The organism is Kitasatospora sp. NBC_00458 (assembly GCF_036013975.1).
Lineage (GTDB): Bacteria > Actinomycetota > Actinomycetes > Streptomycetales > Streptomycetaceae > Kitasatospora.
In genome coordinates, this window is the sequence record NZ_CP107904.1 from 7,535,383 (window position 1) to 7,549,031 (window position 13,649).

Here is a 13,649-nt window from a genome sequence, read left to right on the forward strand (position 1 = left end):
GATTTCCCGGCGGCCGGGAAAACGGACGGAGTGGGAGACCGGCCGCGCCGGTTCCCACTCCGTGGTAACCCTGGGTAGGTTCGGCGCTCAGTCGAGCGGGCCGCCGGCCACGTAGACGACCTGGCCGGAGACGAATCCGGCGGCCTCGCCGGCGAAGAACGAGATGGCGTTCGCGACGTCCTCGGGCACGCCGACCCGCTGGACCGGGATCTGGGAGGCGGCGGCGCGCTTGAAGTCCTCGAAGTCCATGCCGACCCGGGCGGCGGTGGCCGCGGTCATGTCGGTGGCGATGAATCCGGGGGCGACCGCGTTGGCCGTGATGCCGAACTTGCCGAGTTCGATCGCGAGGGTCTTGGTGAAGCCCTGCAGACCGGCCTTGGCGGCCGAGTAGTTGGCCTGGCCGCGGTTGCCCTGGGCGGAGGAGGAGGACAGGTTGACGATCCGGCCGAACCCGGCGTCCACCATGTGCTTCTGGACCGCGCGGGTCATCAGGAAGGCGCCGCGCAGGTGGACGTTCATGACCGTGTCCCAGTCGGACTCGGTCATCTTGAAGATCAGGTTGTCGCGGAGTACGCCCGCATTGTTGACCAGGACGACCGGGGCGCCGAGCTCCGCGGTGATCCGGTCGACCGCGGCCTGGACCTGGGCGGCGTCCGAGACGTCGGCGCCGACGGCGACGGCCCGCCCGCCCGCGGCGGTGATCCGCTCGACGGTCTCCCGGCCGGCGGCCTCCTCCAGGTCGAGGACGGCCACGGCGTAGCCGTCGGCGGCCAGCCGGACGGCGGTGGCGGCGCCCAGGCCGCGCGCGGCGCCGGTGACGACGGCGACTCGGGGGGCGGTGCTCTGCTCGGTCATGCTCGCTCTCGTCTCTCTCGGATGTCGCTCGCGGACTCCCAGGGTTCTCCCAGGGACCTCACAGGTGCCACTCGGGGACCCCGGAGGGCCGTTCGGGGTGTTCCGGCGGGGCGGGAGCTCCCGGGGTGGCCACACCCTACCGGTGGGTAAGGGGCGCTGTCAGGGCCGAAGATGCAGGTGACCGAGGGTAAGGACCGACCGGTCGGCTTTCTCCTGCGAACGGGTTACCGCCGGGTCGGCGCGGCGCGTAAATATGCCAATGTTGCCGAACCTGCGTCTACTATCCGCCCCTGCCTGCCAGCGAGGGCCTGCCGTTTGTATAGTGTCCGCCAGCAGCCACCGGCTGCACGGCTGGAGCGCCCTCCCTCATAGCGGGACGCCCACTCGCCGTTACTGCCCCACCCGGGTGTCCCACACACACCGGGTGTGACATCGGGACGGATACATGGTGCTGGGGGAGATCCCGACGACCCGTGTGTCCGCGCGACTGCAGCAGTCGCCCGGACACCTGATCCGCGTTGCACAGCAGGTCCACACCCGTCTGTGGTCCGAACACGTCGGAGCCGATCTCACGGCTCCGCAGTTCGCGGTCCTGCTGGTCCTCGCCCTCGAACCGGGCGCTGACCAGCGGACGGTCGGGGAGCGTGCTTCGCTCGACAAGGCCACGATGGCCGAGATGGTCGCCCGGCTGGTCCGGCGCGGCCTGGTGCTGCGGCGCCGTGACCCGGCCGACGGCCGGCGCAAGCTGCTCGCTCTCTCGCAGAGCGGCGCCCAGGCTGTTCGTGAGGCCACCGGCGGAGTGGTCCGCGTGCAGCGCACGCTCTTCGAGCCGCTCACTCCGGAGGAGCAGCTGGAGATCGTCCGTGTGATGGCCAAGATAGCCAGGCTGGAACCGGCTCAGGTCGCGGTCCTCACGGACGCGCGGCCGATGCTGGACGCCCAGCGGGCGATCGGCTACCTGATCCGGGTGAGCCAGCAGGTGCACACCAAGCTCTGGACGGAGCACGTCGGTTCGGAGCTGACGGCGCCGCAGTACGCGGTGCTGGACGCACTGGAGCTGGAGCCGGGCGCCGACCAGCGCACGGTCGGCGAGCTGGCCTCGCTGGACAAGGCCACGATGGCCGAGATGGTCAGCCGGCTGGTCCGGCGCGGTCTGGTGCAGCGTCGCCGCGACCCCTCGGACGGGCGGCGCAACCTGCTCTCGCTCTCGCCGGCGGGGCAGGACCTGCTGCACCGCTCGGCCGCGGGCGTGGCCCGGGTCCAGCAGCTGCTGCTGGATCCGCTGGACGAGCACGAGCACGAGGCCGCACTGGCCCTGATCGCCAAGGCGGCCAGGCTGTAGCTTTCGCTTTCGAGCTTCAGCCAAAACGATTCGCCAGCGGATCGAAGGCCGTCGACGGTTCGTGCATGTCGATGCGGCGCAGGCCGCTCTCCCGGAAGAGGGGAGAGCGGCCTGCGGCGTCCGGGGGCGCCGTGGCGCGGGGCCGGACCGGGAACGGTCAGTTCCAGTCGAACTCCTGCGGGTCCGGACCGATCCGCTTGCCGGTGGCGATGCCGGCGATCGCGGCGAGGTCCTCGGCGTCCAGCTCGAAGCCGGAGACGTCGAGGTTCTCCTTGATCCGGGACGGCGTGACCGACTTCGGGATCGCGATGATCCCGCTCTGCAGGTGCCAGCGGAGCACCACCTGGGCGACGGTGCGGCCGTGCTTCCCGGCGATCCGCGCCAGCGCCGGCTCCGCCAGCAGCTCCTTGCCCTGGCCCAGCGGGCTCCAGGCCTCGGTGGCGATGCCGTGCTCGGCGTGGAAGGCGCGGAGCTCGTCCTGCGGGAAGTACGGGTGCAGCTCGACCTGGTTCAGCACCGGCACCACGGAGGCCTCGTCGAGCAGGCGGGTGAGCTGCTCGGGTCCGAAGTTGGAGACGCCGATCGACGTCACCCGGCCGTCGGCGCGCAGCTGCTCGAACGCCTTCCAGACGTTGAGGTAGCTGCCGTGCATCGGGCGCGGCCAGTGGATCAGGTACAGGTCGATGCGGTCGAGGCCCAGGCGGGCCAGCGAGGCGTCGAACTCGCGCAGCACCGCGTCGCGGCCCTGCTCGCCGGACCAGTCGCGGGTGCCGGAGTTCCACAGCTTGGTGGTGACGTAGAGGTCCTCGCGGGCCAGGCCGCCGGCGAGCGCCTCGGTGATCGCCTGACCGGTGCCGGTCTCGTTCTCGTAGACCGCGGCGGTGTCGATCGAGCGGTAGCCGGACTCGATGGCGGCGCGGACGGCGGGGGTGGCCTCCGCGTCCGGCACCTGCCAGACCCCGAAGCCGAGCTGCGGGATCTGCGAGCCGTCGTTGAGCGTGACGGTGGGGATGTTGCTCACGGGAAGGAGTGCCCTCTCCTGGTCGTCCTTGGGGTTCCGATGGGGCAAACCGGTGGGCCGCCGGGAATGTTCCCGTTCCGGAAAAGAATTTTCCGACGCCTGGTACCGGCGTGCGCATGGTCCGTGCCGGGGGCGGGTGCCGCCGGAAAACCTGTTGCGTGGGTCACACCGGAGTTGGCACGCTCGCTGCCATGACCTCCTGACCGACCCACGGCCGTGACCGTACCGGCCGCCCCGAGCCCGCCGCCCGCACCGCCCCGCAACGGAGCGTCATGCCGCTCGAAACCCTCCCCCTGGCCGATCCCGGCCGTCCCGAACTCTCCTCCCCGCTCGCCTTCCTGCGCTGGCTCCAGCGCGGCCAGCGGCGCGGGCAGGTGCTCGCCACCTGCTGGTCGCTGCTGGAGATGGGCGGCCAGGCGGCCCTGCCGGTGCCGGTCGGCCTCGGCATCCAGGCCGCCGTCGACGGCGACGCCGCCGGCCTCTGGCGCGCCGGGGGCATCGCCCTCGGGCTCGCCGCGCTGTCCTCGGTGGGCACCGTCCTGCTGCACCGCCAGGCCGTCTGGAACTGGATCCACGCCGCCACCCAGGTCCGCCAGCTCGTCGCCCGCCAGGCCTCCCGCCTCGGCGCCGGCCTGTCCCGGCGGATCGCGACCGGCGAGATCGTCGCGGTCGGCAGCGGGGACGTCGAGAAGATCGGCTGGTACGTCGAGCTGGTCGCCCGGCTGCGCGGCGCGGTCCTCGTCTGGCTGGCCGTCAGCACGGCGGTGCTGGTCACCCAGCCGCTGCTCGGGCTCGCCGTCCTGCTCGGGGTGCCCGTGCTGGCCGCCTCGGTCTGGCCGCTGCTCGGCCCGTTCGAGCGGCGCTACACGGAACAGCGCGCGCTCGGGGGCAAGGCCACCGAGCTGGCCGCCGACACGGTCGCCGGACTCCGGGTGCTGCGCGGCATCGGCGGCGAGGAGCTCTTCCTCGCCCGGTACCGGGCCGCCTCCCAGCAGGTCCGCGCGGCGGCCGTCCGCTCGGCCCGGATCTGGTCCCTGATGCAGGCCCAGCAGGTGCTGCTGCCCGGCCTGTTCGTGGTGGGCATCACCTGGTACGGCGCCCACCTGGCCGCCACCGGGCGGATCTCGGTCGGCACCCTGGTCGCCGTCTACGGCTCGACGGCCTACCTCGCCGCGCCGCTGCGGATCCTCGGCGAGGCGGCGCACGCCTGGAGCGTGGCCCGGGTCTCGGCCGGCCGGGCCGTCCGGGTGCTCTCGCTCGACCGGACCGCCGGCACCCCCGACTCCGGGCTCACCGGTCCCGCGCAGTCCGACCTGTTCGACCCGGCCACCGGGCTGACCGCCGCGGCCGGCCGGCTGACCGCCGTGGTCTGCGGCGACCCCGACTTCGCCGGCGCGCTGGCCGAGCGGCTCGGCGGGCACGTCCCGACCGCCGAGGACGAGCCGCCGGGGCCGTCCGTCCGGCTGGGCGGCGTCGAGCTGGACGCCGTGCCGCTGGCCGAGGCGCGGGCCGCCGTCCTCGTCCACGACAAGGAGCCGGTCCTGCTCTCCGGCACCCTGGCGGGGCTGTTCGACATCCCCGCCTCCGGGCGGGTCGAACCCGCCGACGCGCTCGCCGCGGCCTGCGCCGAGGACGTCCTGGACGCCCTGGTCGACGGCTCGCCCGACTGCCGGGGGGACGCCATGCGGGCGGAGATCACCGAGCGCGGCCGCTCGCTGTCCGGCGGGCAGCGGCAGCGGCTGGCACTGGCCCGGTCGCTGCTGGCCGACCCGCCGGTGCTCGTCCTCGACGAGCCGACCAGCGCGGTGGACGCGCACACCGAGTCCCGGATCGCGGCCGGGCTGCGCCGCAACCGCGAGGGGCGCACCACGGTGGTCTTCGCGACCAGCCCGCTGCTGCTGGACCAGGCGGACCGGGTCGTCCTGGTCCGCGACGGGAGGGTGGCCGCCGCCGGCCGCCACCGCGAGCTGATGCGGACCGAGCCGGGCTACCGGGCCGTGGTCACCCGTGCGGAGGAGCCGGCGCCGGTGCGGGAGGCGGTGTGAGCCCGGCAGCCCGCCGCCACCGAGCCGACGTCCGAGAACAGCTGAGGAGAACCCCATGAAGCCCCCCGTCCAGCAGGAGCAGGGGCCGGCCACCACCCTCCCGGTCGGCTCCCCGGCCGCCGTGCGGTCCTACCTGCGGCTGCTGGCCAGACGCCACCGGGGCGGGTTCTCCGCCGTGGTGGGGCTGCACGCGGTGGCCACCACGGCCGGGCTGGTCGGGCCCTGGGTGCTCGGCACCCTGGTCGAGTCGCTGGCCACCGGCACCGCCGGGGAGACCGTCACCGTCGCCGTCGCCTGGTACCTGCTGGCGCTGGTGGTGCAGTCGGCGTTCACCTGGTGGTCGCGGCTGCGCGGCAGCGTCCTCGGCGAGCGGGTCCTCGCCGACCTCCGGGAGGACTTCCTGGTCCGCTCGGTGGCGCTGCCGACCGGCGTGCTGGAGCGGGCCGGCACCGGGGACCTCGTCTCCCGCGGCACCACCGACATCGACCGGCTGGACAAGTCGGTCCGCGAGGCGGTGCCGGAGCTGGCCGTGGCGATCGTGTCGCTGCTGCTGGTGCTGGGCGCGCTGGCGGCCACCTCGCCCCTGCTCGCACTCACCTCGCTGATCGGCCTGCCGCTGCTGCTGGCCTCCTCCCGCTGGTACTTCCGGCGGGCTCCGCAGTCCTACCGCAACGAGTCGGCCGGGTACGCGGCGGTCAACTCCGTGCTGGCCGAGACGGTGGACGCCGGGCGGACGGTCGAGGCGCTGCGCCTCGGCGAGCAGCGGGTCCGGCTGACCGACCGCAAGCTGGCGGACTGGATCGCCTGGGAGCGGTACACCCTCTGGCTGCGCTCGGCCTGGTTCCCGACCATCGACGCGGTCTACACGCTGGCCGTGCTCGGCACCCTGGTGCTGGGCGGGTTGTTCACCCTCCGGGGTTGGATCACCGTCGGCGAGCTGACCACCGGGGTGCTCTACGCCCAGGCGCTGACCGCCCCGGTCGATCTGATCCTGCGCTGGTACGACGAACTGCAGATCGGGCAGGCCTCGCTGGCCAGGCTGGTCGGGGTGCGGGAGGTGCCCGAGCAGGAGAGCGACGAGGCGGCCCGGCCGGACGGTCGGCGGGTCGAGGCGCGGGACGTCCGCTTCGGCTACCGCGAGGGCGCCGACGTGCTGCACGGCATCAGTCTGGACGTCGCCCCGGGGAGCAGGGTCGCCCTGGTCGGGCCGTCCGGCGCGGGCAAGTCCACCCTGGGGCGGCTGCTGGCCGGGATCTACGCACCGGGGCGGGGCAGTGTGACGCTGGGCGGGGCCGCGCTGTCGCGGATGCCGGCCGAGCGGGTCCGCTCCGAGGTCGCGCTGGTCAACCAGGAGCACCACGTCTTCGTCGGCACGCTCCGTGACAACCTGCGGCTGGCCGCGCCGGACGCGGACGACACCGAGCTGCGCGGTGCGCTGGACGCGGTGGACGCCGGTGACTGGGTGGACGCGCTGTCGGCCGGGCTGGACACCGAGGTCGGCTCGGGCGGAGCGGCGCTGACCCCGCCGCAGGCGCAGCAGCTGGCGCTGGCCCGGCTGGTGCTGGCGGACCCGCACACCCTGGTGCTGGACGAGGCCACCTCGCTGCTGGATCCGCGGGCCGCCCGGCACCTGGAGCGTTCGCTCTCCAAGGTGCTGGAGGGGCGGACGGTGATCGCGATCGCCCACCGGCTGCACACGGCGCACGACGCGGACGTGATCGCGGTGGTCGAGGGCGGGCGGATCAGCGAGTACGGCAGTCACCCGGAGCTGGTGGCGGCCGGTGGTCCGTACGCGGCGCTCTGGCGTTCCTGGCGCGACGAGCCGTCCTCGGACTGACCGGGGGCCCTCGCCGGGGTGGCGGGGGCGGCGGGCGCACCGCGGTGGGCGGGGCGTGACGGGCGGTAAACCCGTGCGGGCGAGGTTGCCCCGTGCGGGTTACTCCCGGGCGCGTAGCCGGGCAAACCCGCCCATTCGCCCGCAGACTTCGCCTGTGACCAAGATTTCAGACGGTTCGTCCGGTACCAAGCGCAGTGAGATCGGCGGGATCCCCACCCGGTACATCGGGATCGCCGTCATCGTCGTGCTCGCGGTGTGGTTCCTGTTCGCCAATCTCGAAAGGGTGAAGATCCAGTTCTGGGTCTTCACCGTGACCGCGCCGCTCTGGATCGCCCTGCTGGCCACCCTGCTCGCCGGTGGCGCGCTGGGGTGGCTGCTGAAGGGCCGGAGCGGGCGGTGACCGCCGCACCGGAGCCCCGGCCCGGGTCCGGGCCGGGGCTCTCCGCCTTCACGCCCCTGATCGAGATGCGCGGTGTCAACAAGCACTTCGGTGAGCTGCACGTCCTGCAGGACATCGAGCTGACCATCGGCCGGGGCGAGGTCGTGGTGGTGATCGGGCCGTCCGGCTCCGGCAAGTCCACCCTCTGCCGGGCGATCAACCGGCTGGAGCCGATCGAGTCCGGCGACATCGTGATCGACGGCCGGCCGCTTCCCGAGGAGGGCAAGGGGCTGGCGCAGCTGCGCGCCGAGGTGGGGATGGTGTTCCAGTCCTTCAACCTGTTCGCGCACAAGACCGTGCTGCAGAACGTCTCGCTGGCCCAGGTCAGGGTGCGCGGGCGGTCGAGGGCGGAGGCGGACGGGAGGTCCCGGGAGCTGCTGGAGCGGGTCGGGCTCGCCCCGCAGGCGGACAAGTACCCGGCCCAGCTCTCCGGAGGCCAGCAGCAGCGGGTGGCGATCGCGCGGGCGCTGGCGATGGACCCCAAGGCGCTGCTGTTCGACGAGCCCACCTCGGCGCTCGATCCCGAGATGATCAACGAGGTGCTGGACGTGATGCGCGGGCTGGCGCATGAGGGCATGACCATGATCGTCGTGACCCACGAGATGGGGTTCGCCCGGGCCTCCGCCAACCGGGTGGTCTTCATGGCCGACGGGCGGATCGTCGAGGACCGCAGCCCGGAGGAGTTCTTCGGCGCCCCGGAGAGCGAGCGCGCCCGGGACTTCCTCTCCAAGATCCTGAAGCACTGAGGCCGCGCCCGTGAAGAAGATCGTCACCGCCGCCGCGGTGGCCGCCGCCGTGGCCGCGACCCTGCTGCCGGCCGGCTGCGGCAAGGAGGGCACCCCGCCGCCCAAGGGGCCGCAGCCCAGCGCGCTGCCGAGCTACCGGGTGGAGAGCGGTGCCGGGATCACCGGCTCGCCGACCCTGGACGCGGCCCGCAGCCGGGGGCACCTGGTGGTCGGCGCCAAAGAGGACCAGCCCTACCTGGGTCAGAAGAACCCGGCCACCGGGGTGTACTCCGGCTTCGACATCGAGATCGCCAAGATGCTCGCCGCCGACCTCGGGTTCGGCCCGGACCGGATCGAGTTCAGGACCATCGCCTCGGCGAACCGCGAGACCGCACTGCAGAACGGCCAGGTCGACTACTACGTGGGCACCTACACGATCAACGACAACCGCAAGAAGCTGGTCGGCTTCGCCGGGCCGTACTACCTGGCCGGACAGTCGCTGCTGGTGCGCCGGAACGAGACCGCCATCAACGGGCCGGAGGACCTGGACGGGAAGAAGGTCTGCTCCGCGGCCGGCTCCACCCCGTACCAGCGGATCCAGAAGGACTACCCGAAGGCCAGGCTGATCGGCTACGACACCTACTCGGCCTGCGTCGACAACCTGATCACCTCCCAGGTGGACGCGGTGACCACGGACAACACCATCCTGATGGGCTACGCGGCCAAGGTGCCGGACGAGCTCAAGGTGGTCGGACCGCTCTTCTCCCAGGAGCCGTACGGCATCGGCACGCCGAAGAACGACACCGTGCTGCGCGGGGCGCTGAACGACGCGCTGGCGCACCACGAGGAGAACGGCGACTGGCGGAAGGCCTACGACGCGACCCTCGGCCTCTCCGGGGTGCCCGCGCCCACCCCGCCGCCGATCGACCGGTACTGAGGAGGGGGCGGCCCGTGAAGACGCTGACCGACAACTGGTCGATCTACTGGGAGGGCTTCCTCGGCACCCTCTCGCTGTTCCTGGTGAGCGCGGTGCTGTCGCTGGTGCTCGGTGTGCTGGTCGCGAGCTTCCGGGTCTCGCCGGTGAAGCCGCTGCGGGTGTTCGGCACCACCTGGGTGACGCTGCTGCGCAACACCCCGCTGACCCTGCTGTTCTTCATCGTGGTGCTGGGCCTGCCGCGGTTCGACATCACCCTGCCGTTCTTCACCTTCGCGGTGCTCGCGCTGGGCTGCTACACCTCGGCGTTCGTCTGCGAGGCGATGCGCGCCGGCGTCAACACGGTGCCCACCGGGCAGGGCGAGGCGGCCCGCAGCCTGGGGATGACCTTCGGCCAGACGATGGGCCTGGTGGTGCTGCCGCAGGCGTACCGGTCGGTGATCGCCCCGATCGGCAGTGTGATGATCGCGCTGGCGAAGAACACGGCGATCGCCGGCTCGTTCAGCGTCACCGAGCTGCTCGGCACCTACCGGACCATCAACGAGCTGGGCTACGGCATCGTCTGGACCTTCGTCTGGATCGCCGTCGGCTACCTGATCATCACGCTGGCCGTCAGCGCCGTGTTCAACCTGCTGGAACGACGACTGGCGGTGTCGCGATGACGGTGGAATCCTCGGCGCTCTACGACATCCCGGGACCCAGGGCGCTCGCCCGGCACCGGCTGTACGGCGCGATCGCGCTGGTGGCGATCGCCGCGCTGCTCGGCTGGATCGTCTACATGCTCTTCCACACGCAGCAGTTCACCGCGGAGAAGTGGACGGCCTTCGAGTACAAGGGCGTCCAGGAACTGCTGCTGCGCGGGCTCGGCAACACGCTCAAGGCCTTCGGGTGGACCGTGCTGTTCGCGCTGCCGTTCGGAGCGCTGTTCGCCGCGGGGCGGCTCTCGGACCACCGGGTGGTGCGCTGGTTCTCCACCCTGGTGGTCGAGTTCTTCCGGGCCATGCCGCTGCTGGTGATGATCTTCTTCATCTTCGTCGCGCTCAAGGTCGAGCCGCTCTGGGCGCTGGTGGCGGGACTGGTGCTCTACAACGGCTCGGTGCTCGCGGAGGTGTTCCGGGCCGGCGTGCTGGCGGTGCCCCGGGGGCAGAAGGAGGCGGCGTTCGCGCTCGGCATGCGCAAGACCCAGGTGATGGCGTACGTCCTGGTGCCGCAGGCCAACCGGGCGATGCTCCCGGCGATCATCAGCCAGCTGGTGGTGGCCCTCAAGGACACCTCGCTGGGCTTCCTGATCACCTACGAGGAGTTCCTGCACGCGGGGAAGCTGATCGCCACCAACCTGGACTACGACCTGCCCTTCATCCCGGTGGTGATGGTGATCGCACCGGTCTACATCGGGATGTGCCTGCTGCTCTCCTGGTTCGCGCGCTGGGTCGAGCGGCGCAGCCGGCGCAGCCCGAGCGTGCGCGGCGGGGCGCCGGTGGCCAGTGCCGACGTGTCGATGGGGCTGCCGCCGGTCGCCCGGTCCTAGGCCCGTTCTCGGGCCCCTTCCTCCGGCCCCTTCCTCCGGCCCCGGCCGTCACCGGGTGTGCGAGGGGCGGGCGGTTCGCGCTTGAACCATAGGTGCGAACGAGGTCAGGCTCTGTTCCTCCAATCTCTGCTTATGATTGCCGGGACGTGGCACGGCGGTCGGGCGGAGGGGCAGTGGAGCCGGTTTTCGACTCGCGGCACATCAGGACCTTCCACGAGGTGGTCCGGGCCGGTTCCTACTCGGCGGCCGCCCGCGAACTCGGCTACACCCAGCCGGCCATCACCCAGCAGATGAAGGCCCTCGAACGGACCGTCGGCCTGCCGCTGTTCACCCGGGCCGGGCGCGGACTGCGGCTCACCGAGGCGGGCGAGGCGCTCTCCCGGCACTCCGAGCAGATCCTCGGCAGCCTCTCCGCCGCCCAGCAGCAGCTCGCCGCCCTGGCCCGGCTGCGCGCCGGACGCGTCCGGGTCTGCGCCTTCCCCAGCGCCAACGCCACCCTGATCCCCGAGACGATGGCCCGGCTGCTCGCCGAACACCCCGGCGTCCGGGTCGAACTGCTCGAAGCCGAGCCGCCGGACTCCGTCCAGCGGCTGCTCCGCGGTGAGTGCGACATCGCGCTGGCCTTCCGTTATCCGGGCGCGCCGGCCGAGGTGCCGGAGGAGCTGGACGAGATACCGCTCATGGAGGACCTGCTGACCGTGCTCCTGCCGGTCGGCCACCCGCTCGGCCGCCGGCACGCCGTCCGGCTGGCCGACCTCGACGGCGAGCGGTGGATCGCCGGGTGTCCGCGCTGCCGGGCCAACCTGCTGCACGTCTGCGCGGAGGAGGGATTCGCACCCGACATCGTCTTCTCCACCGACGACAACCTCGCCGTGCAGAGCCTGGTCGCCGCCGGTGTCGGCATCGCCCTGATGCCGGCCCTGGTGCTCTCCTTCATGTGCCACCGCAAGGTCACCGGCCGGGCCGTGGAGCCGCACCTGCGGCGCCGGGTCAGCGCCTACGTGCTCCGCGAGCACCGGCGGATCCCGGCGACCGCGCTGGTGCTGGACCACCTGCGGTCGGCGGCCGCGTCGCGGGTGGGGTGCTGAGCCGGTCCGGCGAGGGCGCCGATTCATAAGCGATCATTGGGGGATCCTTAAAGAACCCTCCTTGGACGTGATAGGTGGGTCGGGCCGAACCTGCTGGCATGACACCCTCAGCCACGGTCGGCAGCGGCCCGCTCACCGAGCGCATGACCGCCCTCGTCGGCGGGATCCGCGCGGTCGTGGACCGCGGCCTGCCCCCGGAACTCACCGCCTACCTCGTCGGTGAACGCCTCGCCCCGCACCTCGGCGACAGCGAACTGCTGACCGCCGAGCAGCGCGAGGGCGACCCGGACCGCTACCGCCAGCACGTCCTGCACGCCGAGGACGACGGTTCCTTCTCCGTCGTCGCGCTGGTCTGGCTGCCCGGCCAGCGGACCCCGATCCACGACCACGTCTCCTGGTGCGTGGCCGGCGTCCACCAGGGACAGGAGAGCGAGACCCGCTACCGGCTGGTCTCCGACGGCCGCACCGCCCACCTGGTCGAGACCGAGCACGTGGTCGGCCCCGCCGGCACCGTCGCCGCCTTCGCCCCGCCCGGCGACATCCACCTCGTCCGCAACGCCTGTTCCTCCACCGCGATATCCATCCACGTCTACGGCGCCGACGTCGCCCGGCTCGGCACCAGCATCCGGCGGGTCTACCGGCTGCCCGCCGGCGACCCCCGGTGAGCCCCGCATGGCACTGACCATCCGGGAACGACCGTCGTCCCGCACCCGCGTCCTTCCCCCGCTCGGAGGGGACGCCCCCGGACTGCTGCTCGCCGCGCTCGGCGTGGCCGCCGCCTTCGCCGTCCACCAGGCCGTCCCCGCCGTGCCCAAGCTCACCGCCGCCGTGCTGCTCGGCGTCGCCGCCGCCCACCTGCCCGGGCTGCGGCCGCTGGTCCGGGGCGCCGCCCGGCCCGGGCTCTCCACCGCCGGGCGGCGGTTGATGCGGCTCGGCATCGTCCTGCTCGGCCTCAAACTCGGCCTGGACGACGTGCTCGGCCTCGGCTGGGCCACCGTCGCCATGGTGATCGGCGTCGTCGCCGCCACCTTCGCCGGCACCTGCTGGCTCGGGCGCCGGCTCGGCCTACCCGGCGACCAGCCGCTGCTGGTCGCCACCGGGTACTCGATCTGCGGCGCCTCCGCGATCGGCGCGGTCAGCCAGGCGGCCGGCAGCGAGGAGGAGGACGTCGCCGCCTCCGTCGCCCTGGTCACCCTCTGCGGCACCCTGGCCATCGCCGTCCTGCCGCTGCTCCAGCAGCCGCTCGGACTGGACGAGGCGGCCTTCGGGCGCTGGGTCGGCGCCAGCGTGCACGACGTCGGGCAGGTGGTCGCCACCGCGCAGACCGGTGGGGCGGGCGCCCTGCGCGAGGCGGTGCTGGTGAAGCTGATGCGGGTGGTGCTGCTGGCCCCGCTGGTCGCCGGGGTGGTGATGGCCGGGCGGCGCGCGCGTGCGCGGAGCGGGCCGGCGGAGGACGTCGGGGCCGGCTCGGCGGACGGTTCCGCGGACGGCGGTACGGGCGGGGCCGGTGCTGCCGCTGCCGCCCGTGGGGCGGCAGCCGGTCGTGCGGCCGGGAAGCGGCCGCCGCTGGTGCCGCTCTTCGTCGCGGGGTTCCTCGCGATGATCGTGCTGCGCACCACCGGGCTGGTGCCGGAGCCGGTGCTCCGGCTGGCCGGGGACGCCCAGGAGCTGCTGCTGGCGGCCGCGTTGTTCGGGCTCGGCAGCGCCGTCCACCTGCCGACGATGGCCCGTACGGGCGGGCGGATCGCGCTGCTCGGGCTCGGGTCCTGGGTGATGGTGGCCGGGGTCTCGTACGCCGGGGTGCTGATCACGACGTGACCGGGCCCGGTGCGGCC

General features: G+C 72.9%; 13 protein-coding genes. 11 read left to right on the forward strand and 2 right to left on the reverse strand.

All coding sequences use genetic code 11. The features are described 5' to 3' along the window. Window positions 1-87: 87 nt before the first annotated feature. Window positions 88-855, reverse strand: coding sequence for a 3-oxoacyl-ACP reductase FabG (gene fabG / locus OG550_RS30780; RefSeq protein ID WP_327683057.1), 768 nt, complete (start codon window positions 853-855; stop codon window positions 88-90). Between the two features lie 475 nt (window positions 856-1,330). Here fabG and OG550_RS30785 point away from each other — a divergent pair, with 475 nt between their 5' ends. Then, window positions 1,331-2,197, forward strand: coding sequence for a MarR family winged helix-turn-helix transcriptional regulator (locus tag OG550_RS30785; protein WP_327683059.1), 867 nt, complete (start codon window positions 1,331-1,333; stop codon window positions 2,195-2,197). A 157-nt stretch (window positions 2,198-2,354) separates the two neighbouring features. Here the strand turns inward: OG550_RS30785 and OG550_RS30790 are convergent, their stop codons facing one another. Beyond that, window positions 2,355-3,218, reverse strand: a complete 864-nt coding sequence (locus OG550_RS30790) for an aldo/keto reductase (RefSeq protein WP_327683061.1) — start codon at window positions 3,216-3,218, stop codon at window positions 2,355-2,357. A gap of 272 nt (window positions 3,219-3,490) precedes the next feature. Between OG550_RS30790 and OG550_RS30795 the strand changes: the two genes are divergently transcribed. From OG550_RS30795 to OG550_RS30840, 10 genes are all read left to right on the forward strand, one after another. After that, window positions 3,491-5,263, forward strand: coding sequence for an ABC transporter ATP-binding protein (locus OG550_RS30795; protein WP_327683063.1), 1,773 nt, complete (start codon window positions 3,491-3,493; stop codon window positions 5,261-5,263). Window positions 5,264-5,318: 55 nt separating this feature from the next. Next, window positions 5,319-7,100 (forward strand): ABC transporter ATP-binding protein, encoded by a 1,782-nt coding sequence (locus tag OG550_RS30800; RefSeq protein ID WP_327683064.1) that lies wholly within the window; start codon window positions 5,319-5,321, stop codon window positions 7,098-7,100. Window positions 7,101-7,254: 154 nt separating this feature from the next. Beyond that, a complete protein-coding gene (locus tag OG550_RS30805) occupies window positions 7,255-7,500 on the forward strand; it encodes a LapA family protein (protein WP_327683066.1) in 246 nt (81 codons plus the stop codon). Between the two features lie 65 nt (window positions 7,501-7,565). Continuing rightward, window positions 7,566-8,285: an amino acid ABC transporter ATP-binding protein gene (locus OG550_RS30810; RefSeq protein WP_327684273.1), complete on the forward strand. Its 720-nt coding sequence runs from the start codon at window positions 7,566-7,568 to the stop codon at window positions 8,283-8,285. Window positions 8,286-8,295: 10 nt separating this feature from the next. Continuing rightward, complete coding sequence (locus OG550_RS30815; RefSeq protein ID WP_442906105.1) at window positions 8,296-9,201, forward strand: glutamate ABC transporter substrate-binding protein; 906 nt, start codon at window positions 8,296-8,298, stop codon at window positions 9,199-9,201. 14 nt (window positions 9,202-9,215) lie between these two features. Next, the gene (locus tag OG550_RS30820) at window positions 9,216-9,860 is read left to right on the forward strand and encodes an amino acid ABC transporter permease (RefSeq protein ID WP_327683068.1); all 645 of its coding nucleotides are present in this window, start codon (window positions 9,216-9,218) and stop codon (window positions 9,858-9,860) included. Then, window positions 9,857-10,726, forward strand: a complete 870-nt coding sequence (locus tag OG550_RS30825) for an amino acid ABC transporter permease (RefSeq protein WP_327683070.1) — start codon at window positions 9,857-9,859, stop codon at window positions 10,724-10,726. The genes OG550_RS30820 and OG550_RS30825 overlap by 4 nt, the downstream gene beginning before the upstream one ends. A 173-nt stretch (window positions 10,727-10,899) precedes the next feature. Then, window positions 10,900-11,814, forward strand: coding sequence for a LysR family transcriptional regulator (locus tag OG550_RS30830; RefSeq protein ID WP_327683072.1), 915 nt, complete (start codon window positions 10,900-10,902; stop codon window positions 11,812-11,814). Between the two features lie 98 nt (window positions 11,815-11,912). Further along, window positions 11,913-12,479, forward strand: coding sequence for a cysteine dioxygenase family protein (locus OG550_RS30835; protein WP_327683074.1), 567 nt, complete (start codon window positions 11,913-11,915; stop codon window positions 12,477-12,479). A 7-nt stretch (window positions 12,480-12,486) separates the two neighbouring features. Further along, window positions 12,487-13,632 (forward strand): YeiH family protein, encoded by a 1,146-nt coding sequence (locus tag OG550_RS30840; protein WP_327683076.1) that lies wholly within the window; start codon window positions 12,487-12,489, stop codon window positions 13,630-13,632. Window positions 13,633-13,649 lie beyond the last annotated feature (17 nt).